The organism is Pedococcus sp. P2_E5, from assembly GCF_056403895.1.
In genome coordinates, this window is the sequence record NZ_JBFUEP010000019.1 from 39,857 (window position 1) to 65,291 (window position 25,435).

Annotated in this window: 31 protein-coding genes; 20 read left to right on the forward strand and 11 right to left on the reverse strand. The window is 70.7% G+C overall.

Translation table 11 applies throughout. The features are described 5' to 3' along the window. Nucleotides 1-10: 10 nt before the first annotated feature. Both AC1DVZ_RS08255 and AC1DVZ_RS08260 read right to left on the reverse strand, forming a co-directional pair. The gene (locus AC1DVZ_RS08255) at nt 11-295 is read right to left on the reverse strand and encodes an Lrp/AsnC ligand binding domain-containing protein (RefSeq protein ID WP_179420205.1); all 285 of its coding nucleotides are present in this window, start codon (nt 293-295) and stop codon (nt 11-13) included. A gap of 53 nt (nt 296-348) precedes the next feature. Next, complete coding sequence (locus AC1DVZ_RS08260) at nt 349-2,082, reverse strand: DEDD exonuclease domain-containing protein (protein ID WP_477617704.1); 1,734 nt, start codon at nt 2,080-2,082, stop codon at nt 349-351. Nucleotides 2,083-2,249: 167 nt separating this feature from the next. Between AC1DVZ_RS08260 and AC1DVZ_RS08265 the strand changes: the two genes are divergently transcribed. Together AC1DVZ_RS08265 and AC1DVZ_RS08270 are read left to right on the forward strand one after the other, a co-directional pair. Then, nucleotides 2,250-2,471: a hypothetical protein gene (locus tag AC1DVZ_RS08265; protein ID WP_477617705.1), complete on the forward strand. Its 222-nt coding sequence runs from the start codon at nt 2,250-2,252 to the stop codon at nt 2,469-2,471. Nucleotides 2,472-2,491: 20 nt separating this feature from the next. Beyond that, the gene (locus AC1DVZ_RS08270; protein WP_477617706.1) at nt 2,492-3,832 is read left to right on the forward strand and encodes a hypothetical protein; all 1,341 of its coding nucleotides are present in this window, start codon (nt 2,492-2,494) and stop codon (nt 3,830-3,832) included. A 39-nt stretch (nt 3,833-3,871) separates the two neighbouring features. On the opposite strand, the gene AC1DVZ_RS08275 is transcribed toward AC1DVZ_RS08270, so the two are convergent. Together AC1DVZ_RS08275 and AC1DVZ_RS08280 are read right to left on the reverse strand one after the other, a co-directional pair. Further along, nucleotides 3,872-5,221: a hypothetical protein gene (locus tag AC1DVZ_RS08275; protein WP_477617707.1), complete on the reverse strand. Its 1,350-nt coding sequence runs from the start codon at nt 5,219-5,221 to the stop codon at nt 3,872-3,874. Nucleotides 5,222-5,245: 24 nt separating this feature from the next. Further along, on the reverse strand, nt 5,246-7,048 hold the full coding sequence (locus AC1DVZ_RS08280) for an AMP-dependent synthetase/ligase (protein ID WP_477617708.1): 1,803 nt from the start codon (nt 7,046-7,048) through the stop codon (nt 5,246-5,248). A gap of 129 nt (nt 7,049-7,177) precedes the next feature. Between AC1DVZ_RS08280 and AC1DVZ_RS08285 the strand changes: the two genes are divergently transcribed. The 7 genes from AC1DVZ_RS08285 to AC1DVZ_RS08315 all read left to right on the forward strand — a co-directional run bounded on the left by AC1DVZ_RS08285 (nt 7,178) and on the right by AC1DVZ_RS08315 (nt 12,577). After that, complete coding sequence (locus tag AC1DVZ_RS08285; protein ID WP_477617709.1) at nt 7,178-7,528, forward strand: hypothetical protein; 351 nt, start codon at nt 7,178-7,180, stop codon at nt 7,526-7,528. A gap of 100 nt (nt 7,529-7,628) precedes the next feature. Continuing rightward, a complete protein-coding gene (locus tag AC1DVZ_RS08290) occupies nt 7,629-8,075 on the forward strand; it encodes an SRPBCC family protein (protein ID WP_477617710.1) in 447 nt (148 codons plus the stop codon). 31 nt (nt 8,076-8,106) lie between these two features. Continuing rightward, a complete protein-coding gene (locus AC1DVZ_RS08295; RefSeq protein ID WP_477617711.1) occupies nt 8,107-9,339 on the forward strand; it encodes an ArsA family ATPase in 1,233 nt (410 codons plus the stop codon). Then, on the forward strand, nt 9,332-9,865 hold the full coding sequence (locus AC1DVZ_RS08300; protein WP_477617712.1) for a hypothetical protein: 534 nt from the start codon (nt 9,332-9,334) through the stop codon (nt 9,863-9,865). The genes AC1DVZ_RS08295 and AC1DVZ_RS08300 overlap by 8 nt, the downstream gene beginning before the upstream one ends. Next, nucleotides 9,862-10,818, forward strand: a complete 957-nt coding sequence (locus AC1DVZ_RS08305; RefSeq protein WP_477617713.1) for an ROK family glucokinase — start codon at nt 9,862-9,864, stop codon at nt 10,816-10,818. The genes AC1DVZ_RS08300 and AC1DVZ_RS08305 overlap by 4 nt, the downstream gene beginning before the upstream one ends. Further along, nucleotides 10,815-11,807, forward strand: a complete 993-nt coding sequence (locus AC1DVZ_RS08310) for an ROK family glucokinase (RefSeq protein ID WP_477617714.1) — start codon at nt 10,815-10,817, stop codon at nt 11,805-11,807. Before AC1DVZ_RS08305 ends, AC1DVZ_RS08310 begins: the two co-directional genes overlap by 4 nt. Next, nucleotides 11,804-12,577 carry an endonuclease/exonuclease/phosphatase family protein gene (locus AC1DVZ_RS08315; protein ID WP_477617715.1) on the forward strand — a complete coding sequence of 258 codons (774 nt, stop codon included), beginning with the start codon at nt 11,804-11,806 and terminating at the stop codon, nt 12,575-12,577. Before AC1DVZ_RS08310 ends, AC1DVZ_RS08315 begins: the two co-directional genes overlap by 4 nt. On the opposite strand, the gene AC1DVZ_RS08320 is transcribed toward AC1DVZ_RS08315, so the two are convergent. The 3 genes from AC1DVZ_RS08320 to AC1DVZ_RS08330 all read right to left on the reverse strand — a co-directional run bounded on the left by AC1DVZ_RS08320 (nt 12,574) and on the right by AC1DVZ_RS08330 (nt 14,754). Next, nucleotides 12,574-13,302 carry a hypothetical protein gene (locus tag AC1DVZ_RS08320; RefSeq protein ID WP_477617716.1) on the reverse strand — a complete coding sequence of 243 codons (729 nt, stop codon included), beginning with the start codon at nt 13,300-13,302 and terminating at the stop codon, nt 12,574-12,576. The two genes, AC1DVZ_RS08315 and AC1DVZ_RS08320, sit on opposite strands and share 4 nt — an antisense overlap. Before the next feature lie 65 nt (nt 13,303-13,367). Beyond that, complete coding sequence (locus tag AC1DVZ_RS08325) at nt 13,368-13,958, reverse strand: hypothetical protein (protein WP_477617717.1); 591 nt, start codon at nt 13,956-13,958, stop codon at nt 13,368-13,370. A 52-nt stretch (nt 13,959-14,010) separates the two neighbouring features. After that, nucleotides 14,011-14,754: an alpha/beta hydrolase gene (locus AC1DVZ_RS08330; protein WP_477617718.1), complete on the reverse strand. Its 744-nt coding sequence runs from the start codon at nt 14,752-14,754 to the stop codon at nt 14,011-14,013. Nucleotides 14,755-14,872: 118 nt separating this feature from the next. Between AC1DVZ_RS08330 and AC1DVZ_RS08335 the strand changes: the two genes are divergently transcribed. The 7 genes from AC1DVZ_RS08335 to AC1DVZ_RS08365 all read left to right on the forward strand — a co-directional run bounded on the left by AC1DVZ_RS08335 (nt 14,873) and on the right by AC1DVZ_RS08365 (nt 20,129). Then, on the forward strand, nt 14,873-15,898 hold the full coding sequence (locus AC1DVZ_RS08335; protein ID WP_477617719.1) for a lysophospholipid acyltransferase family protein: 1,026 nt from the start codon (nt 14,873-14,875) through the stop codon (nt 15,896-15,898). Between the two features lie 13 nt (nt 15,899-15,911). Next, entirely contained in the window at nt 15,912-17,171 is a 1,260-nt protein-coding gene (gene macS / locus AC1DVZ_RS08340) for a MacS family sensor histidine kinase (RefSeq protein WP_477617720.1), read from the forward strand. Next, nucleotides 17,168-17,854 carry a response regulator gene (locus AC1DVZ_RS08345; RefSeq protein ID WP_477617721.1) on the forward strand — a complete coding sequence of 229 codons (687 nt, stop codon included), beginning with the start codon at nt 17,168-17,170 and terminating at the stop codon, nt 17,852-17,854. The genes macS and AC1DVZ_RS08345 overlap by 4 nt, the downstream gene beginning before the upstream one ends. Before the next feature lie 66 nt (nt 17,855-17,920). After that, complete coding sequence (locus AC1DVZ_RS08350) at nt 17,921-18,349, forward strand: DUF309 domain-containing protein (RefSeq protein ID WP_477617722.1); 429 nt, start codon at nt 17,921-17,923, stop codon at nt 18,347-18,349. A gap of 92 nt (nt 18,350-18,441) precedes the next feature. After that, entirely contained in the window at nt 18,442-18,804 is a 363-nt protein-coding gene (locus tag AC1DVZ_RS08355; protein WP_477617723.1) for a YciI family protein, read from the forward strand. A 166-nt stretch (nt 18,805-18,970) separates the two neighbouring features. After that, the gene (locus AC1DVZ_RS08360) at nt 18,971-19,309 is read left to right on the forward strand and encodes a DUF4760 domain-containing protein (RefSeq protein ID WP_477617724.1); all 339 of its coding nucleotides are present in this window, start codon (nt 18,971-18,973) and stop codon (nt 19,307-19,309) included. 37 nt (nt 19,310-19,346) lie between these two features. Next, nucleotides 19,347-20,129 (forward strand): alpha/beta fold hydrolase, encoded by a 783-nt coding sequence (locus tag AC1DVZ_RS08365; RefSeq protein WP_477617725.1) that lies wholly within the window; start codon nt 19,347-19,349, stop codon nt 20,127-20,129. 93 nt (nt 20,130-20,222) lie between these two features. Here the strand turns inward: AC1DVZ_RS08365 and AC1DVZ_RS08370 are convergent, their stop codons facing one another. After that, a complete protein-coding gene (locus tag AC1DVZ_RS08370) occupies nt 20,223-21,467 on the reverse strand; it encodes an MFS transporter (protein WP_477617742.1) in 1,245 nt (414 codons plus the stop codon). A gap of 151 nt (nt 21,468-21,618) precedes the next feature. On the opposite strand from AC1DVZ_RS08370, the gene AC1DVZ_RS08375 reads away from it, so the two are divergent. The 3 genes from AC1DVZ_RS08375 (at nt 21,619) to AC1DVZ_RS08385 (ending at nt 23,918) form a co-directional block, all read left to right on the forward strand. After that, nucleotides 21,619-22,650, forward strand: coding sequence for an alpha/beta fold hydrolase (locus AC1DVZ_RS08375; protein WP_477617726.1), 1,032 nt, complete (start codon nt 21,619-21,621; stop codon nt 22,648-22,650). 61 nt (nt 22,651-22,711) lie between these two features. Continuing rightward, entirely contained in the window at nt 22,712-23,488 is a 777-nt protein-coding gene (locus AC1DVZ_RS08380) for a class I SAM-dependent methyltransferase (RefSeq protein WP_477617727.1), read from the forward strand. 37 nt (nt 23,489-23,525) lie between these two features. Continuing rightward, complete coding sequence (locus AC1DVZ_RS08385) at nt 23,526-23,918, forward strand: VOC family protein (RefSeq protein WP_477617728.1); 393 nt, start codon at nt 23,526-23,528, stop codon at nt 23,916-23,918. Between the two features lie 80 nt (nt 23,919-23,998). On the opposite strand, the gene AC1DVZ_RS08390 is transcribed toward AC1DVZ_RS08385, so the two are convergent. After that, complete coding sequence (locus AC1DVZ_RS08390) at nt 23,999-24,244, reverse strand: hypothetical protein (RefSeq protein WP_477617729.1); 246 nt, start codon at nt 24,242-24,244, stop codon at nt 23,999-24,001. Nucleotides 24,245-24,412: 168 nt separating this feature from the next. Between AC1DVZ_RS08390 and AC1DVZ_RS08395 the strand changes: the two genes are divergently transcribed. Then, nucleotides 24,413-24,790 carry an HNH endonuclease gene (locus tag AC1DVZ_RS08395; protein WP_477617730.1) on the forward strand — a complete coding sequence of 126 codons (378 nt, stop codon included), beginning with the start codon at nt 24,413-24,415 and terminating at the stop codon, nt 24,788-24,790. Here the strand turns inward: AC1DVZ_RS08395 and AC1DVZ_RS08400 are convergent. Together AC1DVZ_RS08400 and AC1DVZ_RS08405 are read right to left on the reverse strand one after the other, a co-directional pair. Beyond that, entirely contained in the window at nt 24,785-25,195 is a 411-nt protein-coding gene (locus tag AC1DVZ_RS08400) for a hypothetical protein (RefSeq protein ID WP_477617731.1), read from the reverse strand. The genes AC1DVZ_RS08395 and AC1DVZ_RS08400 overlap by 6 nt on opposite strands. Next, nucleotides 25,182-25,391 (reverse strand): hypothetical protein, encoded by a 210-nt coding sequence (locus AC1DVZ_RS08405; protein ID WP_477617732.1) that lies wholly within the window; start codon nt 25,389-25,391, stop codon nt 25,182-25,184. Before AC1DVZ_RS08405 ends, AC1DVZ_RS08400 begins: the two co-directional genes overlap by 14 nt. Nucleotides 25,392-25,435: the final 44 nt, after the last annotated feature.

Here is a 25,435-nt window from a genome sequence, read left to right on the forward strand (position 1 = left end):
ACGCCGGTGCTCAGTCCCCGTCGAGGCCGAGGCTGAAGGCCGCCTCGAGGTCGTGCTTGGAGTAGGTGCGGAACGCGATGTGCGTGTTGGTCCCGATGACGCCCTGCACCTTGTTGAGCCGGTCGGCGATGACGTCGTTGAGCTGCTCGTGCTCCCTGACCCGGATCATCGCGATCAGGTCGGCGTCACCGGCGACCGAGTAGACCTCGGACACGCCTTCGAGCTCGGCGATGGCCTGCGCCACCTCGGGAATGCGGTCGACTTCGGCGTTGATGAGCACGATGGCGGAGATCACCTCCCCAATGTATCGGTCCGGGCTCGACGAGAGCAGCGCACTGGCGCGGCGCGTCAGGAGGCCGCGACGAAGCCGGAGACCGCGTGGCGCGCGACCACCTGCGGCTCGAGCTCGGCGCGTGCGCCACCGGCACCCCCGACCGGGCAGGTCCACTCGCCATCGAGGTCGACGATGCGCACCCCGGACGACTCCAGCCAGCGGAGGATCTTCTCGGTCTCCTCGGGCGTGGCCGCCGGGGCCGGCCAGTGGGCGGGCAGCACGACCTCGGCACTGTCGCGCACCGCATCGACATAGGGCATCGGGTCAGCGCCTCGGGGGGAGATGGTGCTGGCGGCGAGCCGGCCGTGCCGGACGACCACGACCTCCCAGCCGCCGGAGGTGGCCGGACGGGCCGCGATGATCTCGGGGCTGGCCGCCAAGGGCGCGATCCGCTGGGCCCGGGCCATGCCACGCACCAGCGCGAGCAGGCGGTCGCGCAGCATGCCGGCGTCCTCGAACCGCTCCTGGTCGGCGAGCGAGCCCATCCGGGTGCGCAGCGCCGTCACCACGCCGCGAGAGTCGCCGGCCAGGGCGTGGACGGCGTCCTGCACCACCACGGCATACTCCTGGACGCTCTGGGCCCCGGTGCAGGGGGCGCCGCAGCGCCCCATGTCGGCGAGGGCGCACGACCCGACGGGGCGGGTGGGGGACAGCCGCTGCACGCACTGGCGCAGGGGGATGACCTCGTGGACGGCCGCGACGGCGGCCTCAGCCGACCCCCGGCTGCCGAACGGGCCGATGTAGCTGGCGCCATCACCGCGGACCTCGCGCACGATCGAGAGCCGGGGAAAGGCCTCGACGGTGAGCTTGACCCAGGTGGCCCGCTCGGGGCTCTTGGAGCGGCGGTTGTAGCGCGGCTTGTGCTCGGCGATGAGGCGCAGCTCGCGGACCTCGGCCTCGAGGGTGGTGGCGCAGACGATCGGGGTGACCGACTCGGCGAGCCGCACCATCTCGGCCATCCGGGTGCGCTGCTCGGAGGCGGTGAAGTAGCTGCGCACGCGGGTGCGGATGTTGACCGAGGTGCCGACGTAGAGGACCCGACCGTCGCTGTCCTTGAACAGGTAGACACCGGGCTCGTTGGGCAGGCCGTCGGCCAGCCACCGCTTGCGTCGCTGGGCGGGGCTGACCCGCGACGTGTAGCTCGCCAGCTCCTCGAAGGTGTGCACCCCGAGACTGCCCACCCTGCCGATGAGGGCGTGCAGGACGTCGACGGTGGCCTGTGCGTCGTGCAGGGCGCGGTGGTCCGGCGTGGTCGTCGCGCCGAACAGGGCGGCCAGCGTGGACAGCTTGTGGTTGCGCGCCTCGTCACGGCTGACCAGCTGGCGTGCGAGGTGGACGGTGTCGAGCACCGCGTGCCGCGGCCAGTCGATGCCCTGGTCGCGGGCCGCCATCTTGAGGAACCCGACGTCGAACCCTGCGTTGTGGGCCACGAGCACCGCGCCCTGGGCGAACTCGAGGAAGGCGGGCAGCGCGGACTCGATGCGTGGTGCGTCGGCCACCATCGAGGTCGTGATGCCGGTGAGGGACTGGATGAACGGCGGGATCGGCAGGTGCGGGTTGACCAGCGTCTGGAACTCGCCCAGCACCTCGCCGCCACGCACCTTGACCGCGCCGATCTCGGTGATGGCCGAGTCGGCCGGGCTGCCACCGGTGGTCTCGAGGTCGACGACGACGAACGTGACATCGGCCAGTGCCGTGCCCAGGTCGTCGAAGGTGCCTTGCACCATCTGGTCGTCGGCCGTCTGCATGGACCCGACGGTAGGCCGGTGGTGTGACAGCCCGTGGCAGGCGCGCCCTTCGCCAGGACCTCGGGTATGCCGCGTGGCTGGCGTTGTCAGTGCCCTCACCTAGCGTCGTCGACACGACAGCAGTCCCAGACGGACAGGGTCCCAAGACAGAGAGCGAGGTGGTCGCGATGATCATCGAATGCCAGAGCTGCCCGGTGCGCGACCTGCACTGCGCCGACTGCATGGTGACGGCCATGCTGGTGCCGCAGGGCGCACAGCTGCCCCTCGACGCCGCCGAGCGCGCGGCCGTCGCACGGTTCGCCGACGCGGGGCTGGTCAGCGCCCACGAGGCCACCTCGGCCAGTGCTCGCCGTGAGCCGTGGGCCGCCCACATCCGCGCCGTCGGCTGATCGCTCCCTACGATGGCTGGATGAGCCGGCCCACCCCGTCCCGTGGCATTCGCCGGGGCCGCCCGGCTGCCGGTGCGGGGCTCACCGCGCTGGTCGTCTCCCTGCTGGTCGGCTGCTCACCCAGCGAGCCGCCGACCGTCCGCCCATCGACGACGTCGCAGGCTTCCCAGCAGAACGCGCCCGAGCCCTCCGTCGCGCGGGAGGACGCCCTGGCCGCCCTGCTCTCGCAGCGGGCCGCGGCCGTCCGGGCCCACGATCGGTCGGCGTTCGCCGCCTCCCTGGACGACCCGACCTCGGGTTTCGGGCTGCGCCAGCTCGCGCAGTACGACGCCTTGGCCCAGCTCCCGCTGGGCACCTTCAGCTATGGCACGCCCGAGCCCGCTCCTGCCCTGAGCGCCGAGCGGGTGGCCCAGCTCGGGCCCGATGCCTGGGTCTCCCGGGTGGCCGGCCGCTACGGCCTCGCGGGCTACGACACGGCGACCCGGGAGTTCGAGTCCTACTTCACCGTCGTGCGACGAGGGGAGGACTGGCGGCTGGCTGACGACACCGACGGCGGCACCCAGGTGCAGCTGTGGGACCTTCCGAAGTTCACCGTGGTGCGCAGTGCGACCACGCTCGTCGTCGGCTCGGGTCCACAGAGCCGGCTGCTTCCCTACCTCGCCCTTGGAAACCTCGCCGTCAAGCGGGTCGACGCCGTCTGGACTCCGCCGTGGAACAGCCGCCTGGTCCTCGTGGTTCCCGGAACCGCCGCGCAGATGGCCGAGCAGGTCGGTCAGGACAAGGACCAGGTCGGGCAGGTGGCGGCCGTCACGGACGGCCCGTTCGACCTCCAGGGCCGGGGCGGCGCAGACCGGGTGGTGGTCAACCCGAGTGCCTTCGCCCGCCTCGTGCCCCGCGGCAGGCAGGTGGTCGTGACCCACGAGGCGACCCACGTCGCCATCCGGGCCTCGACCAACCGTCCGGTGCCGCTCTGGTTGTCCGAGGGCATGGCCGACTTCGTCGGCTACCGCGACAGCGGCGCGACACGCACCCAGGTGGCCGCAGCCCTGCTCGCCCGGGTCCGTGCGGGCAGGGGGCCCAAGGCACTGCCGTCGGCAGCCGACTTCGACCCCTCGCGCACCACCATCGCGCCGAGCTACAACGCCGCGTGGCTGGCTGTCACCCGCATCGTCGACCGCCACGGCACAGCGGGGCTGGTGCGGTTCTACCTCGCGGCGGCCACGAAGCCCGACCCCTCGTCCAGCGACAGCAGCGACCCCGACGCGAACGTCGCCACGGCCTTCGCGACGGTGCTGCACACCTCCCAGGCCACCTTCACCAAGGAGTGGCTGGCCTACCTGAAAACCCTGGCCAACGGCTGACCGAGGACACGCCGTGCGGGGAGAAAACGGGGTCTGCGGCTACGACCCCGGCGCGTCGTGTCCCCGGTCGAGGGCGACGGCCAGCGACGCGACGACGAGGGCGCCGACGAGCCAGAACTGGTTGTAGAAGGCCTGCTTGTTGACGAGGTTGGCCACCAGCAGGACCAGGGCCAGCCAGCGCAGCACGTCGGCCAGGAGGGGTTGGCGTCGCCACACCGTCCAACAGACGCCAGCGAGGGTGCCGAGCACGGCCACCCCGGTCACGGCGAACGGCAGCGTCACGCCAAAGGTGTTGAGTGCCAACAGGTAGAGCGTGTTGGCGAACTTGATGGGGTGGAAGCCAACCAGCAGGCTGATCGTGTCGTGGACGAAGTCCGGCGGGCTCGCGAGGAACCAGGGGGCGATGAGCGCCCCGGTCAGCGCGCCCGTCGCGATGGACCGGCGCCAGCCGAACGGGCGCCACAGCAGCAGGACGGGCAGCAGCAGGGCGAGGTGCTGCTTGCTGGCGCACGCCAACGCCAGCGGGATGACGGCCCACCAGGCCCGGTCGCGCTGCACCAGGACGGCCCACCAGACGATTCCGGCGAGCAGCAGTGGCTCGGTCCAGGACTGGTCGAGCTGGGTGAGGGTTCCCGGCGCGAAGACCAGCAGCGCCGTCACCGTCGCGGCGGTCCAGACCCATCCGCGCCCAGCATCGGGGCCGGTATGCCGCGGTGTCACCCCGCGCGCGAGCAGCCAGACACCGGCCACCGCCACGAGCGTCCAGAACGCGAGCGCCCAGCGGATGTCACCGAGGAGCCACTTCCCCGGCGCGAGCAGCACCGTGGTCCACGGCAGGTAGGGGAAGGCGTCCTTGACGCCGGGGGAGCCGGCCCACGTCATGGCGTAGAAGTTCTCCCCGCGCCCGAGGGCGTCCGTCGCCTGCTGGAGGACGACCCAGACGTCGATACGCGGGCGCGGGGAGGAGATGACGGCGGTGGCCGCGCACGCGGCATACCCCGTGACGGCGACGGCGCCGGCTGCCCACGGGGCGCGAGAACCGTTGGTGCACAACAGGACCGCGGCCGCCAGCGGCGCGACGACGAGCAGCGTGGTGGCCAGTGCCAGCCCGGTCGGTGCGAGATAGCTGAACAACGGGACTGCCAGCGTGGCCAGGGCCGAACCGGCCAGCATGACGGCTACCGCCGGACGGGTCAGCCGGACCCGCCAGCCGGCCCACTGCCACAGGGCGAGCGCCACGGTGGCCGCCGTGAGGGTGGCCACGATGGGGATGCGGTAGCGCACCACGCTCCACTGCAGGGCGGTGAAGAACAGCAGCCAACCCAGGGCGAACGCGAACGAGGACACCGCCACGGTCCGAGTGGAGGAATCGTGGCGGTGTCGGCGCATGGCTAGACCCTAAAGGTCGCCCGGCTACTCCTTGCCGCCCCCGGCGTAGAGGGACTCGACCTGGTCGTGGAAGTCCTTCATGACGATGTTGCGCTTGAGCTTCAGGCTCGGCGTGAGGTAGCCGTTCTCCTCGGTGAAGTCGCCGGGAAGGACGGCGAACTTGCGGATCGACTCGGCCTTGGACACCGACTTGTTGGCGTCGTCGACGGCCTTCTGCAGCTCGGCGAGCACCGCCTCGTTGGTGCGCGCCTGGTCGAAGGTCACACCCGTGAGCCCGTTGTTCTTGGCCCAGCCGGGGTACATCTCCTCGTCGAGGGTCAGCAGGGCGCCGATGAACGGCTTCTGGTCACCCACGACGATGCACTGGGAGATCAGCGGGTGGGCACGCAGCCGGTCCTCGAGCGCGGCCGGCGCGACGTTCTTGCCGCCGGCGGTGACGAGCAGCTCCTTCTTGCGGCCGGTGATCTTGAGGTAGCCGTCCTCGTCGAGCTCGCCGATGTCGCCGGTGTGGAACCAGCCGTCGAGCACCGCGCCCGAGGTCGCCTCGGCGTTGTTGTGGTAGGCCGCGAAGACGTTGTTGCCCTGGATGAGGATCTCGCCGTCGTCGGCGATCCGGATGCCCACGCCGGGCAGCGGGGCGCCGACGGTGCCGATCTTGACCCGGTCGGGCACGTTGACCGTGGCGGGCGCGGTGGTCTCGGTGAGGCCGTAGCCCTCGAGGACGGTGACGCCGATGCCGCGGAAGAAGTGACCGAGGCGGGTGCCGAGCGGGGCGCCGCCGGACACGGCATACATGACCTGACCGCCCATGGCGGCCCGGAGCTTGGAGTAGACGAGCTTGTCGAACAGGGTGTGGCGGACCTTGAGCCCGAGGCCGGCGCCGCCGGTGTCCTGCGCGGTGGACCAGGCGATCGCGGTGTCGGCGGCGGTCGCGAAGATCTTGCCCTTGCCCTCGGCGGTCGCCTTGGCCTCGGCGGAGTTGTAGATCTTCTCGAAGACGCGGGGGACCGACAGGATGAAGGTCGGCTTGAACTCGGCGAAGTCCGCGAGGAGGTTCTTGATGTCGGCGCTGTGCCCCATCTTGGCCTCGCCCGTGACGCACAGGACCTGGATGAACCGCGCGAAGACGTGCGCCAGCGGCAGGAAGAGGAGCGTCGACGCGCCCTCGGCCTTGACGACCGACGTGAGCTTGGTGATGGCGTTCTCGGACAGCGCCAGGAAGTTGTCGTGGGTGAGCTGCACACCCTTGGGCCGACCGGTCGTGCCCGACGTGTAGATGATCGTGGCGATGCTGGCGCGGTTCAGGCTGCCCTTGGCGGTCTCGAGGTCGGCGTCGGACACCTCGGCACCGGCGGCCTTGAGCTCGGCGATCGCCCCGGCGTCGACCTGCCAGGCGTGGGCCAGGCCGGGCACCTGCGCACGGACCTCGTCGAGGGTGGCTGCGTGGGCGGGGGTCTCCAGCATGATGCCCTTGGCGCCGGAGTCGGTGAGGATCCAGCTGACCTGCTCGGCCGAGGAGGTCTCGTAGATCGGGACCGTGACCGCACCGGCGGTCCAGATCGCGAAGTCCGTGAGCGTCCACTCGTAGCGGGTCTTGCACATGATCGCCACGCGGTCACCGGGCGCGATCCCCGAGGCGATCATGCCCTTGGCGACCGCCTGGACGTCCTGGTCGAACTCGGATGCGGTCACGTCGATCCAGCGGGTGCCCTCCTTGCGCGAGAACGCGACCCGCGAGGGGTTCGAGGCGGCGTTGCGCGCTGGAAGATCGGCAAGACTCCCCTCGGTGGTCGGCGRCACGAGGGGCGGTGCGACGTGTTCCTGCACAGAGTCTCCTTTGACGACGGCATCACTGCCTCAGTGCTGCACAGACTACCCGTGGGTAGGTGCACCGGGGGAGGGCGTTCTGTTGAAGGCTCCGTCACATCGCGGCGCGAGGTGCGAAACACTGGGCCGGTGAGGGACCGCAGGATCGACATCGTCGACGAGACCTTCATCCGTGCTGCGCCGCGGGTGGTCCGGGCAAGCCTCGACGAGGAGGCCTGGACCGCCCAGATCTGGCCACACCTGACCCGGGCAGTCATCCGGGATCGCGGCGTGAAGGGGGTGCGCTGGAGTGTGACCGGACAGGTCGTCGGCGAGATGGAGGTCTGGCTCGAGCCGTTCCGCGACGGGGTGGTGGTCCACCACTACGTCCGCGGCACCCGGGGGCCGCGGGCACCGCGCGACGTGGCCACGCGGCATACCCTCCGGTGGAAGCGCGCCGTGCACGAGCTCAAGGACCGCCTCGAGGGCGCTCGTCCCTGACGGTGGTGGTCCCCGAGGGCCGCGGTGGTCCCCGAGCGCCGCGCTCGTCGCCGAGGGTCGCGGTCGTCGTGGAAAGGCCGGGCGCTGTAGCCTTCCGCGCATGGCCGACCGCACCGAATCCAGCATCGACATCGACGCCAAGCCGGGTGAGGTTCTCGACGTCATCGCCGATTTCGAGAGCTATCCGCAGTGGGCGACGGAGGTCAAGAACGTCACCATCCTCACCGAGGAGGGCGACGGGTGGGCCGACCAGGTCCAGTTCACCCTCGACGCCGGGGCCATCAAGGACACCTACACCCTCGACTACGAGTGGGACGTCGCCAAGAACGGCACCGGCGTCGTGTCCTGGAGCCTGGTCGAGGCGACCGTCCTCAAGGCCATGAACGGCTCGTACACGTTGGCAGCCAAGGGCAAGGACGCCACGACGGTGACCTACCGGCTCGCGGTCGACGTCAAGATCCCGATGCTCGGCATGCTCAAGCGCAAGGCCGAGAAGGTCATCATCGACACGGCGCTGAAGTCGCTGAAGAAGCGGGTGGAGGCTTGAGGCAGGTCGTCGCCCCAGGGCGCCGCTAGCCATGCGGGTCATCCTCTTCACCGGCAAGGGTGGCGTCGGCAAGACGACCACCGCCGCCGCCACCGCGGTCCACGCTGCCAGAGCCGGCGTGAAGACGCTGGTCATGTCGACCGACGCAGCCCACTCGCTCGGCGACGCGCTGGGTGTCGACCTCGGGGTGGACCCCCGGTCGGGTCGCGACGGCAGCGGGGCGCCGGTCGACGTCGAGCCCGGCCTGTCCGCCTTGCAGATCTCTCCACCACACCTGCTGGGCGAGTCCTGGCGGGTGGTCCAGGACTACCTGCTGTCAGTGCTGGACACGGTCGGCATCGACCCCGTGGTCGCCGAGGAGCTGACCCGCCTGCCCGGTGCCGAGGAGGTCGCGGCGCTGCTCGAGCTGCGCGCACAGGTCGAGTCGGGTCCGTGGGACCTCGTCGTCGTCGACTGCGCACCGACCGCCGAGACGTTGCGGTTGCTGGCCCTGCCCGAAGCCCTCGCCTGGCACCTCGAGCGCCTCCTGCCGGCCCAGCGCGGGCTGATCCGGACGCTGCGCCCGGCYGCGGCGGCCGCTGCCGGAGTGCCCCTGCCCGACGTCGCCGTCGTCGAGGCGGTCACCGGCTGGCACCGGCAGATGCGCGCCGTGCACCGCATCCTGACCGGCGACCAGACCTCCGTGCGGCTGGTCCTCACCCCCGAACGTGTGGTCATCGCCGAGTCCCGGCGCACCTGGACGTCGCTGTCGCTCTACGGGTTCGTCGTCGACGCGGTGGTCGTCAACCGGGTCTTCCCGGACGCCGCCGCCGAGGCGGGGCGTCACGCCCCCGACGCCTGGCGCGCCTCCTGGAACGCGGCGCAGCAGGAGGGTCTGGTCGAGGTCCGTGAGTCGTTCGCCGGGCTGCCCGTCGTCGTGACTCCCTACCTGTCGTCCGAGCCGATCGGGGCCGACGCGCTCGCCGACCTCGCGCAGGCGCAGGAGGGTGCTGCCGACGTCCTCTCGCCGGTCACCCACCGCGGCCTGACGGTCGAGCGGACGCCCGAGGGGTTCGTGATGACCCTGCCGCTGCCGCTCGCGCACGCCGCCGACCTCGGCCTGCAACGCCGTGACGACGAGCTGGTCGTGACGGTGGGCGAGCACCGGCGGGTGCTGACCCTCCCGGCCGCTCTGCAACGATGTGTGGTCGAAGGTGCCTCGGTGCGCGACGGTCTGCTGCGGGTGCGCTTCGTCCCCGACGAGGAGGTCTGGCCGCGTGGCTGACGACGAACGCCCTGCCGTGGGCACGGTGGCCCAGGAGGCCGCCCGACTGCTCGACGCCCTCGGCGGGTGGGCGAGCACCACCCAGGCCGGGTATGCCGCGGCGGCGGGAGGTGCGCGGACGTCACCGAACGACGCTGGTCCAGACCGCGACCGCGACCGCAACGGCGACCCCGACTCCGGCGGCGGCGGCGGCGGCAAGGCTCCCCGCTGTGAGTCCTGCGGTGCCGAGAACGGTGTCGGGCAGGCCGTCACCTGTCAGCTGTGCCCCGTCTGCCAGGGCATCGGGTTGTTGCGCTCGGTGCGACCCGAGACCGTGGACCGACTGGCCGACCTCGCCGGCGCGCTCGCAGCCACCCTGCGCGACATCGCCGGGCAACGGCGCACCGACGACGGCGCAGCCGCGCCAGGGACCTCCCGGGGGAAGGCCTCGGGGAAGTCGTCCAGCGCGGCACGGGGCCGCGTGCAGGACATCGTGGTGGACGACGAGGACGAGCACCACGGCACCAAGGGGAGTGCCACCTCATGAGCGTCACCATCGGCGTGGACATCGGCGGCACCAAGATCGCCGCCGGTGTCGTCTCCGCGACGGGGGAGATCCTGGCGCGCGCCCGCAGGGACACCCCCGCCCACGACCCCGACCAGATCGCCCATGACGTCGCGGCCGTGGTGGCCGAGCTCGGCGCCGACCGCACGGACGTGCGGGGTGTCGGCGTGGCGTGTGCCGGCTTCATCGACCGCACCGGCTCGACCGTGCTCTTCGCCCCGAACCTCGCCTGGCGCGACGAACCGCTCAAGATGCGGCTCGAGGCGCTCGTCGACCAGCCTGTCACCATCGAGAACGACGCCAACGCCGCTGCGTGGGGTGAGTTCCGGTTCGGGGCGGCCACCGAGGCCGACGACATGGTGCTCATCACCGTCGGCACCGGGATCGGTGGTGGCGTCGTGGTCGACTCGAGGCTGCTGCGCGGCGCCTTCGGCATCGCTGGCGAGCTCGGGCACATGCGCGTCGTCCCCGACGGCATCCGTTGCGGCTGCGGCAACCGCGGCTGCTGGGAGGTCTACGCGTCGGGCAATGCCCTGGTCCGCGAGGCCCGCGAGCTCGTGGCGTCAGGCGCCTTGAGTGCCGCGGCGCTGTCGCAGGCCTGCGACGGCGACCCGAGCGCTCTCCGGGGGCACCACGTCACCAGCGCCGCGCAGGCCGGGGACTCGGCGTCCGTCGAGCTCCTCGCCGACCTGGGCCGATGGGTGGGCGAGGGCGCAGCCTCGGTCTCAGCCATCCTCGACCCCGAGCTCATCGTCATCGGCGGTGGCGTCGTCGCGGCCGGCGACCTGTTGATCGGAGCTGCCCACGCGGCATACGCCCGCAACCTGACGGGGCGCGGCCACCGGCCGGTCGCCGAGATGGTGGCCGCCCGGCTCGGCAACGACGCCGGGTTGATCGGCGCGGCAGCGCTCGCCGCCGAGGGTGTCGGGTCGTGAGCTCCGGGCTGGCTGTCGGCATCGACATCGGCGGCACCAAGGTGGCCGGTGGAGTCGTCGAGGCCGACGGCACCGTCGTCGCCAGGGCCAGACGGGACACGCCCCACCGGTCCACCAGCCCGGGCGTGGTCGAGGACACCATCGTCGAAGTCGTCGGGGAGCTGATCGACGTCGCGGGGGACGACGTGGTCGCGGTCGGCATCGGAGCGGCTGGATTCGTGGCCGCCGACCGGGCCACCGTCGTCTTCGCCCCCCACCTGTCCTGGCGCGACGAACCGCTCGAAGCCAACCTGCAGCGCCGCGTCCCGGTGCCGATCTCGGTCGACAACGACGCCAACGCCGCTGCCTGGGCGGAGTGGCGATTCGGTGCGGCACAAGGAGAGTCACACGTCGTCATGGTGAACCTCGGCACCGGCATCGGCGGCGCCTTGATCATGGACGGCCAGATCATGCGCGGCCGGTTCGGGATCGCGGGGGAGTTCGGGCACATGCAGGTGGTGCCGGGCGGACTGCGTTGCGAGTGCGGCAACAGGGGCTGCTGGGAGCAGTACGCCTCGGGCAACGCACTGGTCCGTGAGGCCCGCTCCCTGATGGCCGCGAACAGCCCCATGGCCAGCGACCTGCTCGCGCGGGCAGGTGGTGACCTGTCGGCGCTGACCGGCCCCATGATCACGGAGGCGGCGCGCGAGGGTGACTCGACGGCCACCGAGCTGCTCGGCGAGATCGGGCAGTGGCTCGGTCTGGGCATCGCCAACCTGGCGGCCGCCTTCGACCCCGGCGTCTTCGTCGTCGGGGGAGGGGTGAGCGCGGCCGGTGACCTGCTCCTGGAACCAGCTCGCGCCGCGTTCCGGCGGCACCTCACGGGTCGGGGCTACCGCCCGGAGGCGCGGATCGTGGCGGCGGCCCTGGGCAACGAGGCCGGTCTGATCGGTGCTGCCGACCTGGCCCGACGAGACGCCCTGGGACGCGCCGGCGCCGAGGGCGCATGAGCACGATGCGCGTGGCGTCCTACAACGTCAAGGACTTCACCCTCGACCGTCGCGCGGCTGCCCGGGTCATCCGCGCGATCGACCCCGATGTGCTGTGCCTCCAGGAGGTCCCACGGCGGCTGTTCTCGACGTGGCGGGTGTCGGACTTCGCGGCCGAGTGCGGGATGTTCTGGTCGGGGCGGCACCGCGGCAGCGGGGGCACGACCATCTTCACGTCGTTGCGGGTGCAGGTGCCCGAGTCGCGCCACTACCGGCTGAGGGTCGCAGCCCTCCAACGCACCCGCGGGTATGCCGTGCTCCGCGTCGGGCCCGCCGGTCACCAGCCGCTCGTGGTGGCTTCGGTGCACCTCAGYCTCGATGCCGACGAACGTGAGCGCCACGCCGGCCAGATCCTCAAGAGGGTGTCCAGCGGCGGGCCGGTGCTGTTGGCCGGCGACCTCAACGAGGGGGAGACGGGCCGAGCCTGGCGCCTGTTCGCCTCGCCGCTCCGGTTGATCTCACCCACCGCTCCGACCTACCCGGCGAGGGCACCCCGCAAGGTGCTCGACGTCATCTTCGCCTCGCCCGACCTGGGCGTCCTGCCGCACCAGGACGTGGCTCTGGAGCTCGCCGACCTGGTGGCGGCCAGCGACCACCGCCCGACGTGGGTCGACGTCGACCTCGACCCGCAGGCGGTCCCGACAGCGCAGACCGAGACCGGACCCACGGTGGCCGAGTCCACCGTCGAGGAAGCCGAGGCCACCGCGGCTGACGAAGCCCCGGCGGGCTAGCGGGAGCCTGGGTCAGCTACTCGGTCCGGGGCGTCTGCCTCGCCGACCACCCAGGGAGTCAGCGACGTCGTCAGCGGTCCGTCGGCCACGCGCACGGAGGGGGCGAAGCCCGCCACTGCCTTGGTCAGGTTCGAGCGCTCGAGGCGGCCGGCGACACCGATCTGGCGGTAGGGCATCGCCTCCCAGGCCGCCACGGACTCCATGATCCGTTCCCCGATGTCGGGCAGGTGACCCGCCAGCTGCTCGAGCTGGGCGCGCTCGTCGGCAGGGATGGGACGGGGGGCCCGGAGCCGCACCCCGAGTGCACGGTGGCGGTCGACCCGGGTGACATTCACCCGACGCTCCACGACGGTGAAGAAGACCGGCTCCTCGACGTCGCTCCACGGGATCGCCTGACCGGCGCGGCGGTCCGTGCCCGCCAGCCAGACACCGCCGGCGCCCACGGAGACAGCCGGGGCCGAGGACTGCTGGAAGCGGACCCACCCCATGTAGCCGGGGACCACCGCGAAGATTCCCATGATCACGAAGCCGGGGATCGACAGGTGGGCGAGGGCCCACACGGCTCCCACCGCGCCGAGCACCGACACCACCATGAGGACCAGGACGTCGACGACGGGACCACCGACCCCGTTCACCTGGCCGCCGCGCGTGATCGACTCGGGGGGCGTCAGGTCGCGGGCCCGCATCCAGGTGACCTGGGTCTTGACCGGCTTGATCGGCTGCATGGGCGCGAAAGTAGCGGCGGCACCAAAGTGCAGAGGCCCGAACGGGACTTTTCGGAACGAACGGCTCAGACGCGGGCGCCGTTGTCGGGGTCGTCCTCGTCGCGGGCCTGCGGCTGCCGCATCACCAGGAGGACGAAACCCATGACCGTCAGTCCGAGGGCTGCGAGCGCCCACCAGTTGCTGACGTTCGGCCGGAACAGCACGAGCCACAGCAGGAGCAGCGGACCGGCCACGAGGCCGACGATGATGCCCCAGAACTGCAGGTCCTCCTGCGGCGGCAGGGGCGCCGTCGGGCCGGGCTCGAAGTGATCGTCGTCGTCGAGGTCGCGAAGGTCGCGCAGCTCGACCGGGTCGGGGGTGTCCTCGGCGGGTCCCGGCTGCTCCGCTCCGCGCCACACGACGAACGGCCGGGTCGGTGGCGGGTTCACGCTCGGCAGCAGCGGCGGGTTGACCCCCGGTGGCGCCTGGCCCGCGGCGCCGCCCTCGATCGACGCGTCGTGGGGGCTGGCGTCGCTGTTCGTGGGGTGGCCGGCGTCGTCGTCGGTGGAGCCGCCAGTGTCGCTGTCGGGGGAGCCGGGGGTGTCGGGCAGGGACTGGACCTCGTCCCAGCGCGCGATGATGTCCGCGAACTCGGCGTCGACGTCGCGGTCGCTCATGGATGCCCCTTGGTCTGGATCGAGCAGGAAGGCTGGACTCGGTGGACTCGGTCTAGCTCAGCCGCTCGATGAACTGCACCGACTCCTCAAAGATACGTGGCGCATCGTTGTCGAGGGTAGCCACGTGGTAGCTGTCATGGAGGAGGATCTCGGTGGAGTCCTCGCTGGAGATCCTGGCCAGGACGAGCTCCGAGCTCGCCGCGGGCACGACGTGGTCCTCCGACGAGTGCAGCAGGAGCACGGGCTGGGTCACCTCCGGCAGGTCGCGGATGACGTTCTTCCACGCCGTGAACTGCGAGTGTGCCGCGTGCACCGGCGAGCGGTCGTAGGCCAGCTCGACCACCCCGGCCTTCTTGATGTCGCTGGCGATGGCCGCTGCGCTGGGCATGACGTGCTTGAGGACAGGAACGAGCCGGACCCGCCAGTCCTCGAACTTCACGGCCGGGTTGACTAGGACCAGTCCCGAGACCCGAGGGCCGTGCTCCTGGGCGAGGGCGAGCGCCAGCGCCCCGCCCATCGACAGCCCGCCGACGAAGACCAGGCCACAGCGTTCGTGGAGCTCGCGGAACGCTGCGTCGACGACGGCATACCAGTCGTCCCAGCGGGTGCGGTTCAGCTCCTGCCACGTCGTCCCGTGCCCGGGCAGCCGCGGAACGCGGACGGTGTAGCCGCGCTCGGCGAGGTACTCGCCCCAGGGACGCACGCCCTGGGGGGTGCCCGTGAAGCCGTGGACCAGCAGCACGCCGGTGTCGGATCCGTCGTGGGAGTAGGGCTCCGCGCCGGGAAGCAGGTGCAAGGGATGACTCCTGGGACAGGTGCCGAAACTGATCTGGGGGTGGCGCGCATTCTCGCACGGGCCGCGACGACGGCTTGAGTACCGTAGAGTTCACGGCGTCACTTCGGGAGGTGTGCTGGTGTTCTACTGGGTGCTCAAGACGGTCGTTCTTGGCCCGATCCTCAAGTTGCTCTTTCGCCCGTGGGTCGAGGGCGAGGAGAACATTCCCGACGACGGTCCAGCCATCTTCGCGAGCAACCACCTGTCGTTCTCGGACTCCATCTTCCTCCCGTTGGTGATCCCGCGACGGATGACGTTCCTGGCCAAGTCCGACTACTTCACGGGACGAGGCCTCAAGGGCCGGATGACCGCCGCGTTCTTCCGCGGTGTCGGTCAGCTGCCGGTGGATCGTTCCGGCGGTCGCGCCGGCGAGGCGGCCCTGCGCTCTGGTCTGAAGGTGCTGCGCCGCGACGAGCTGCTCGGCATCTACCCCGAGGGCACCCGTAGCCCCGACGGCCGCCTCTACCGTGGCCGCACCGGTGTCGCCCGGATGGCGCTCGAGGGCAAGGTCAAGGTGCTTCCCGTCGCGATGATCGGCACCGACAAGGCGCAACCGACCGGCACCAAGATCCCCAAGCTGATCCGGATCGGCGTCAAGATCGGCAAGCCGCTGGACTTCTCGCGCTACGAGGGCATGGAGGACGACCGCTTCGTCCTGCGCTCGATCACCGACGAGATCATGTACGAGCTGATGCTGCTGTCCGGCCAGGAGTACGTCGACATGTACGCCACGTCGATGAAGGACCGCATCCTCGCTGCTGCCAAGACCAAGGCCCGTGAGCTCCAGGAGGCCGCCCTCCCGGGCTCGGCCGCCAAGGAGCTCGAGGAGGCTCTCGACGCCGGCGACGACGAGAGCTCACGCAAGGTGCGCCAGCGCCCGAGCGTCGACGACGCCGTGGGCGACATCGACGAGCGGACCGGCGCTGACGACGACCGCAGCGAGGACGAGGCCGCAGCCGACCGCGACGACGTGGCGCGCGGCACCGAGCCCGGCACCGAGCCCGGCACCGGACGCGGCGCCRAGCGCGACACCGAGCGCGACACCGAGCGCGACAGCCACTCGGTCTCGGACGAGGTGCCGCCCGGCGCCCGCGCGGCGAGCTGAGGACCCCTTCGGCGTGGCGCGGCACCTGAGCCTGTCCGCGCGCCGCGCCATCGCGTCACCGGACTCCCAGCCCGAGGTCGTGTCTGCCTTCTGGAAGGGCATCGACGTCTTCCGGCCCATCGCTCTCGCGTATGCCGCGTACTCACTGGCCGACCGCCCGCACGACCTCGCGCGACCGGCCCTCGGCTGGGCGGTCCTCGGGGTGCTGGGTCTCTGGACCGTCTTCCTGGTCTTCTACCGGCGGCGCCGGCTGTGGCTGGTGGTCGTCGAGCTGCTGCTCGGCGCGGCAGCGATCATGGCCACCCTGGTGGTCGACACGTCCGCGGCGATCGAGCAGGGCTCGCGCACCCTCCCCACCATCTGGCCCGCGGCCGGCGTCGTGTCGGCGGCGGTGCTGCTGGGCCGCAAGGGCGGCATACCCGCGGCCATCTTCATCGGCATCGTCGACGTGGTCGAGGTCGGCAAACCCACACCCAACACCGTCAACAACATCGTCCTGCTGCTCCTCATCGGCGCCCTCATCGGCTACGCCTGCGACCTCGCGCGTGAGGGCCACGCCAAGCTGCGCGAGGCACTGGCCCTCGAGGCGCAGGTGCGCGAGCGCGAACGGCTGGCCCGCACCGTGCACGACGGTGTCCTGCAGACGCTGGCCTTCATCAACCGGCGCGGCACCCAGCTCGGAGGCGAGGCCGCGCAGCTCGGAGGCATGGCCGCCGACCAGGAACGCCTGCTGCGCGCCCTCGTGAGCGGCACGTCGTCGGCCGACACCGAAGCCACCGTGACCGGCGACCTCGACCTGCGCCAGCAGCTCGGGCGGTTCGCCGGGGGAYAGGTCCACCTCGTCGCGCCGGCCGACCCCGTGCTCGTGCCACCCCGCGTGGCCGGCGAGCTCGTGGCAGCGGTCGGAGCCGCGCTCGACAACGTGCGGCTGCACGCCGGCGACGAGGCGCAGGCCTGGGTGCTCGTCGAGGACGACGGCAGCGAGGTCGCCCTGACCGTGCGTGACAACGGCGTGGGTATGCCGGCTGGTCGCCTCGACGAGGCGGCCGCCGCCGGGCGGATGGGCGCCTCGTCGAGCATCCGCGGGCGGTTGACCGATCTGGGTGGAACGGCCGAGTACACGGTGCGAGAGGGTGCGGGGGTGACCGTGCGGATGCGGGCGCCGAAGGACGGCGGACGCGATGGCGGCCGCGATGGCGGCCGCGACAAGGGACGCGGCCGCGAACCTGACAACGACCGCGGCAGCGGACGCGACAACGAGGGAGTGCGATGAACGACCAGCAAGTCGAGCCTGCGGACGCTGCGCCGGTGAGCGTCGTCGTCGCGGACGACCACCCACTGTGGCGGGACGCCGTCGCGCGCGACCTCGCCGAGGCGGGGATGACCGTGCTGGCCACGGCGAACGACGGACCCGCCGCGGTCAACCGGACCAGGGCCACCCGCCCCGACGTGCTCGTCCTCGACCTCAACCTGCCCGGGATGCGCGGGCACGAGGTGTGCGCCGCACTGGGGTCCCTCGCCACCCGGGTGCTGGTGCTGTCGGCGTCCGGTGAGCAGCAGGACGTCCTCGAGGCGGTCAAGGCCGGGGCGACCGGCTATCTCGTGAAGTCCGCCTCGCGGGAGGAGATCGTGGCCGCGGTCGAGGCGACTGCCCGTGGGGAGGCGGTGTTCACCCCGGGGCTGGCCGGTCTGGTGCTGGGGGAGTTCCGCAGGATGTCGACCCAGCCGCAGGTCGACCCGTCGCGGCCGATCCCCGAACTGACCGAGCGCGAGACCGAGGTGCTCAAGCTGGTTGCGACGGGCATGTCCTACAAGGAGATCGCCTCCGACCTGTTCATCTCGCACCGCACCGTGCAGAACCATGTGCAGAACACCCTCGGGAAGCTGCAGCTGCACAACCGCATCGAGCTGGTCAGGTTCGCGATCGCGAAGGGCCTGGACACCCCCGAGGCCTGATTTCCAGATCACTTCTGGAGAGAGCGTCTCGCGCCGTGAGGGTGCTTTCCCTGAGAGGGTGTTGGCGTGACCGGATCCGAGCGTGACCGCGATGCGCTGGGGCGTGCTCGTCAGGCGAGGCCCCGGGATGAGCTGGGTCGGCCCTTGCCCTACGGCGCCCAAGGAGTCGAGCCGGTTCCCGAGGAGCCGCTTCCCCCTGAGGAGACGTTGAGCAGGGCACGAGAGCTCGTTGAGGCCGGTCGCCCATTTGCCGCCCACGAGGTTCTCGAGGCGCGCTGGAAAGCGGGGCCTGACGAGGAACGGGACCTGTGGCAGGGGCTGGCACAGGTCTGCGTCGCGATCACCCACGCTGCTCGGGGCAACCGAACGGGCGCGGAACGCCTCGCTGAGCGGGCGGGGACGAAGCTGGCTGCGTATGCCGCGACGGGACGCGGCACGTACGGCGCGGACCTGGACGCGGTCATGGAATGCGCGCGAAGGCACATCGGGGACTAGGGACCCGCGCCTGTTGTCGTATTCGTGGGGTGTCGTTCGTGGTGTGGGTGGAAGGTGGTCAACGGGACCGCCCCGCAACTGAGGAGACTGTGATGACGCACTACCTGCTGGCCGTGCACGGCCCCGCCGAGATGGACGAGTTCGGCAACTACGGCTCCAAGGAGGAGATGGAGGAGTCCTTCGCCGCGACTGGTGTCTTCAACGACAAGCTGCGGTCCGAGGGTTACTGGGTCTTCGCCGGAGGACTTCAGCCTGCCTCGACGGCGACCGTCGTCGACGGCCAGGGAGACACGCCGGTTCTCACCGACGGCCCCTACCTGGAGTCCAAGGAGGTCCTCGGGGGTTTCTGGGTGATCGACGCTCCCGACCTCGACGTGGCGCTCAGGCTCGCCGCCGAGGGGTCCAAGGCCTGTAGGGGCAAGGTCGAGGTGCGTCCGTTCGACGGCCTTGCCTGAGTCGGTCCGAGCGCCTTGACCGTCCGAGCGCCCTCGCCGAAAGCCGGCGTCGGTCGCTTCCCCTGCCTCCGCGGGGAGGGGCTCGTCCGAAGAGCGTATGGCGTGGGCAGGTGGCGCGGCGTAGCGTTTTCGTCCGGAGAGGCCAGGCTCTGACGAGGTGGGTGAGATGGCAGATCGGCAGGACGGCGCCCTGCTCGTGCAGCTGGCGCAGTGGGGCTCGACGATGGGTTTGGAAGAAGCCATGCAGGCCGTGTGGGCTGACGACTTCGACCCCGACACCGCAACCACGAAGGACGTTCTCGTCTCACGGGTGCTCAACTGGGGAGAGACCATCGGCACCCTCACCAAGAATGGGCTGATCGACACGGACCTCGTGCTCGACTGGTGGTGGGTGTCCGGCGTCTGGGCCCGCGTCGGCCCGGCCGCCCTGAGAGAGCGCGACAAGCACGGCGTTCCCGAGCTCTACGAGAACTTCGAGGCCTTGGCTGCGAAGCAGGGCGGTTGAGCCCCGGCGTCCACGGAGCGGTCGTTGCGGAGGTGCGATGAGGGGTGCCTGGGAGCTGGTGACCGCGGGCCCGGAGGATGCGGACCAGTCGGTCCTGCTCCTACCAGGTGGCGCCAACTCCGCCCGCTCGTTCAGTCTGGTGATGGCTGACCAGGCGCTGTCCGGGGTTCGCCTGGTGGCCACGACGCTGCCGGGCATGGCGGGTGCCCCGCTGGCCGAGGACGTGTCGGTCCCCGCTCTGGCCCGTCGGGTCGGGGAGCTGGCCGAGGAACACGGCTGCGACGTGGTGGTGGGCTTCTCCCACGGCGCCACGGTCGCGCTGGAGGCGCTCCTGTCCGGTCACTTCCGGGGCCCGGTCGTCCTGCTCGGCATCAGCCTAAGGACGGAGGACGAGGCCAGGTTCTTCCGCGCCGCGGTACGGGCATCGCAGAAGGTGGGCAGCTGGCCGATGGCCATCCTGCTCAGGCTCCTGCCCCTGATGGCCAGGTCCGTCAAGGCGCCCGAGCCGCACAAGCGGGAGCTGATCGAGGACCTCAAGCAGAACAGGGCCGCAGACGCGGTCCGGGCAAGCGCGGTGTACCTCGACTACATCGACGCGGACACCGACTACGCGACCCGGCTTGCCGCGTGCAGCACGCCGGTGTGGGTGGTTCACGCCGAGAAGGGGGACGGTGGCCTCACTGACGCCGAGCGCGCGACCCTCACGGCGGCTGCCCACGTGACCCTGGTGACGATCCCCGGTGCGGTGTTCCTCCTGCCGGACGAGGTGCCGCAACAGACTGCCGCCGTGATCGCCACCGCCCTGTCGCAGGCGACCTGACTGCAGGCGACCTGACTGCAGGCGACCTGACTGCATGACCGCGCCGACCGGCATACGCGAAAAGACGCCCGCGCGGCCCCGGCGGCGCGGGACCTATTGGCCGGCGGGGGCGGGTGGGCCCACGCCGGGCGCGGCGGGGCTCGAGGTGACCCGGTCGGCGGGCGCGTTCTGGCGACGTGAGAGCAGGAGTGCGGGCAACGCGAGAGCCGAGATCGCGGCACCCACGACGTACGACGGTCCGTACCCCCACAGGTCGGCTGACTTGCCGAGGACCGGCTGGCCCCAGACCCCACCGCTTGAGCCCATGAGGGAGTCGAACGACAGGATCGTGGCGCGCTGCTTGGAGGGGATGAGGCCGTTGAGGTAGGTCTGGCGGATCGGCATCGCTGCCGCCCAGAGCAGACCCCACACGCTCACCAGGCTGATGACGACCCAGAAGTTCTGCACCAGCCCCATCAGCGCGAGCGCCAGCGTCCCCAGGGCCGAGATCGCGGCGAGGGCGCTCGTACGACGGTGGACGAACTGGCGCAGCCGGGGAGCGAGCAGACCTCCGAGGATCTGGGCCCCGGCGACGATCGCCGCGGCGAGACCGGCGATCTGGTACGCGTGGGGGTCGCCGTACAGCTCCAGGAGGTACGGCTGCAGCGCGTAGAAGGCGTAGATGGCCACGCCACCGGTGAACAGCGACTCGACCATCAACCACTTGACTGCGGGCACCCGCCACCCGAGGTCCACCGAGGTCACGACGATGTGTCGCATCTCGGCGAGTGGCCGGCCGCGTGGGTCAGGGGTGAAGCCGATGTCGTGCATCACGACGTACGCGAACAGGAACATCACCGCGAGGATCGCGGCGCGGAGCACGAACGGGACACCGACCGACGTGTGCTGGGCGATGACACCCCCGCCGAGCGACCCGACCAGCATCGCGGCCCCGCCCACCACCTGACCGCGCCCGAACACCGACTCGACCGTCCCGGTGAAGTTGACCGCTGCCAGGGCGTCGATGAGCCATGCCTCGACCGCGCCCGAGAAGAAGGTGAAGCCGAGTCCGAGCCCGATGGAGACCAGGGCCCACAGCCAGAACGCTGAGTGCCAGTGCCAGAGCCCCACGTAGGCCAGGGTGGCCACGCTGAGCGTGATCGTGCCGAGCAGGTATGACGCGCGGCGACCGATCGTGTCGGCCACCACCCCGGTGGGCACCTCGAAGATCACCATGCCCGCGGTGAAGAAGGCGTTCGCCGCGAAGGCCTCGAGGTTCGACAGGCCGGCGTCGAGCAGGAAGATCGTGTTGATGCCCCAGATCAGGGCCTGGGCAAGGGTGTTGCCCAGGAGCAGCATCAGGTAGGTCCGCACGACCCCGCGTGCCGTCGTGACGGGAGAAGCAGTCGACACGAAACCACCTAACCGCGTCAGAGGGTGGACGTCGATAGGCGCCAGCTACCTCGCCCGGACCTGTCGTTGCTTTCGCCGACCGGCGGCCGGCTGCACAATGACGCTCGTGGAGCAACAGCTCGGCCTGGCCACGCTCGAGGACGGCACGAAGATCCGGTTCGCCGTCGCCGGCCGGGGCCCGGTCGCGATCTACGTGCCGGGGTGGGTGTCGCACCTCGAACTCGGGTGGGCGCTGCCGGCCGAGCGTCAGTTCTATGAGGGACTCGGGGACGGTCGGACCCTCGTGCGGTACGACAGACCGGGGTGCGGTCTGTCGGGGAGTACCAGTCGCACGGACATCGTCGAGCTGGAGCTGGACGTTCTGCACTCGGTCGCGACCGCTGTAGGGGTCGAACGCTTCGACCTGGTCGGCGCCTCCTTCGGTGCGCCACTCGCGGTGAGGTGGGCCGCTCGTCATCCGGAGTCGGTGACGCGCCTGGTGCTCTACGGCGGGTGGGTCGACGGTGACGGGGTGGCTGCCCCCGCCGTCCGCGAGCACGTGCTCGGCTTGGTCGCGCGGCACTGGGGATTCGCATCGGATGTGCTGACCGAGATCTTCGCCCCCGACGCGGACGCCGGGTTCCGCGCGATGTTCTCCCGCTACCAAAGGGAATCGGCCTCCGCTGCGTGGGCGCACCGGCTGTTGGCCGCGTGCTACGACATCGACGTCGCCCGCGACCTCAGCCTGATCAGTGCACCCACCTCGGTCATCCACCGGCACGACGATCGCGCGGTGCCGCTTGCCGAAGCCGAGCGGCTGGCAGCCGGCATCGACGGCGCGACGCTGACGGTGCTCGCCGGTCGGACACACATCCCCTTCGCGGGCGACACCCTCTCCGTGCTGAACGCCATGCGCCGCGGCTTGGGACTGCCCCCTCTCGAGCGCAGGACAGGGCCCACGTTGACCACGCGCCAGACGCAGGTGGCGGCGCTGGTGGCGCAGGGCTGGTCGAATCGGCAGATCGCGGAGGAGCTGGTGATCAGCGAGCGGTCCGCCGAGTCGCACGTCGAACGGATTCGCGACCGACTCGGGTTCCGGTCCCGTGCCCAGATCGCGGCGTGGTACGTCGCGTCCAACCTGGGGGACTGATCTCCCAACTGCGGTATTTCCACTGCTGACGGCCTCACCGCGCGTCGGCCACGCTCGACGCATGACCACTCACCTCACACAACCCGCCACCATGACGACCACGCGCACCCGTGCGCCCGAGGAGACGACCACGCGCACCCGTGCGCCCGAGGAGACGACCACGCGCACCCGTGCGCCCGAGGAGTTGGAGGAGTTCGGCGAGCACCCAGCGCGCGGCCGGTTCAACTCCGCCTTCTTCTGGTTCATGGGCGGCTACATCAACTGGCACATGAGCAAGTTCAAGGCCACGGCCTTTGCCGACCTCCCGCCGACCGTGGTCGAGCTGGGATCGGGAGTCGGGGCGAACCTGCGCTACCTGCCGGTCGGCGCTCGCCTGATCGCGATCGAACCCAACCCCTACATGCACACGCGGCTGCGGCGTGCGGCCCGCGCACGCGGTGTCGAAGTCGAGATCCGCAGCGTCGTCGCCGAACGGATCGACCTGCCCGACGCCAGCGCCGATGCCGTCATCTCCAGCCTGGTCCTGTGCAGCGTCCGCGACCCGGAGGCCGTCCTCGCCGAGGTTCGCCGCATCCTGCGTCCCGGAGGTCGGTTCAGCTTCGCCGAGCACGTTGCCGCGAGGCGTGGCACGCCGACGCGGTGGGCGCAGCGGATCCTGCGTCGACCGTGGGCGTGGGTCTTCGAAGGCTGTTCCTGCGAACGAGACCTCGCAAGCGTGATCCGGTCCGCGGGCTTCACCAGCGTCGACCTCAGCCACCACCGGATCCACTCGCCCTTCCTGCCGTTCAACACCCACATCGCCGGCTCCGCCATCTCGGAGGCCGAGCCCATGCCATGATCGGATGGACGAGACAGGCCAAGGGGGTTCGACTGCGATGCAGATGAAGGTGGAGCTGATCCCGCTCCCGGTTGCGGACGTGGAACGAGCCATCGCGTTCTATGCCGACAAGCTCGGCTGGAAGAAGGACGTCGACGTGCAGCCCAGCGAGGGCGTGCGGGTCGTCCAGTTCACCCCAGAGGGCTCGGGTTGTTCCGTCGGTTTTGGGACAGGGCTGGAGGTGTACGCGGGAGCGCCCGGCAGTGTCAGAGGCGTGCACCTCGTGGTCGAGGACGTCGCCGAGGCGCGTGCCGAGCTCGTCCGCAGAGGCGTGGAGGTCGGCGAGGTCCACGACTTCGGCGGCGGCGTCAAGGGAGCAGGCTTCTCCGATCCTGACGGCAACACCTTCGAGCTGCAGGAGATGGCGTGGCGCAAGGGCACGAGCTACTAGGAGCCAGTTGGCTCCGCTCGCGCTGCGTCAGACCTTCGCCGCCGCCTTCCCTGCTTTTGGGTATGCCGCGCTGCGCCGCCTCAGCGCGCGAGGTCGGCGCTGCCGCGGGGGACCCGGTGACGTCCCTGCTCGGGTCGCGGTGGGGCGGTGCGTGCCGACGAGAGCGGCGAGGGCAGGAGGGCGCCGACCGTGAGCCCCGCGAGACCTGCGAGGTACTCGTTCACCTGCTCGCCACGCACCGACAGGTAGATCACTGCTCCCAGCGTCGCCAGGGCTGCCACGACCATCGCCAGGCTCGAGACCCGGGCTGTGAATTCGTCACGCATGACGACCTCCAACTTGGGCTGGGCAGGTCGCCCAACCCCTTGTCCTCAAAGAGGGAGCAGGCGGGTCAGTGATACCGCGAGGGCGCCACGCATTCGCTCTCCAGGACATGCGCCGATGCTCGCACCGCGTTGCCGTCGATCCGACTCCTCGAACCCTACGCTGGCGAGGTGACCGTGAGCAGAACCCGCAAGGCCCGGGCGGCCAGCCGGCGGAAACGACGCATGGGCCTCGTCAGCCATGATCTGACCGACGCCCAGTGGACGACGCTGCAGGCGATGTGGGGAGGGTGCGCCTACTGCGGCGCCACCGGTGGGCCACTGCAACGTGACTGCGTCCTGCCGATATCCCGTGGTGGGCGGTACACGCTCGACAACGTGGTGCCGGCCTGTCGGTCGTGCAACACCAGCAAGTGCAACACCGAGGTCACCGGCTGGCTCCGACGGAAGCGGATGGATGAGCGGGCGTTCCTGGCACGCCACGTCGAGATCCGAACCGAGCTCGAGCTTCGGTTCGCGGCGCCCCTGCCAGGGGGAGGCGCATCATGAGGCTCGATGGCTGCCCGAGTCGGAGGTCCCGATGCCGATGAGGCGAATACGCTCCACCTCCTGAGATGTCACGACCTCTTCGATCTGTTCGAGGCGTTGTCGCAGGAGGAACTTGTGCTCGTCAGACGTGTGCGGGTTGCGCAGATACTCCTCGAGGGTCCGTCGAAGCCGACGGACCAAGCGATGCTGCATGTATCGCCGAGCTTGGATCTCCACGTACAGCGCGAGCGCGCCCAACAGGACCGACACCACCGGAGCCACGTAGAGGGCAATCGTGCGGGCCGCACCGTCTGGAAGGGACTCGGCAAAGACGACCAGCCCTGTGCCGCTTCCGGCGCCTGCGAATCCTGCCCGGGCGGTGGCGGCGCCGGTGGCCGCTCCGAGCCGCCCTTCAGCGGTCGCCATCTTCCGCCTCCTTGAGGCGATTCAGCCAGGCGTCGATGATGGTGCGCTGCTCATCCTCCGTGGTGTCGGTGAGCTCAAGAGTCCTTCCGTCGATCTCCAGGCGGATGGTGTTCCCCTGCTGCACCCGTCGCCCTCTGATGAAGCTCCAGACTGCGGAGAACAGGACGGGGAGCACGCTCACCAGCGCGAGCAGCACACCCGATACCTCCATCTGTTCAGCATCGGCTGCAGCCCTGGCTC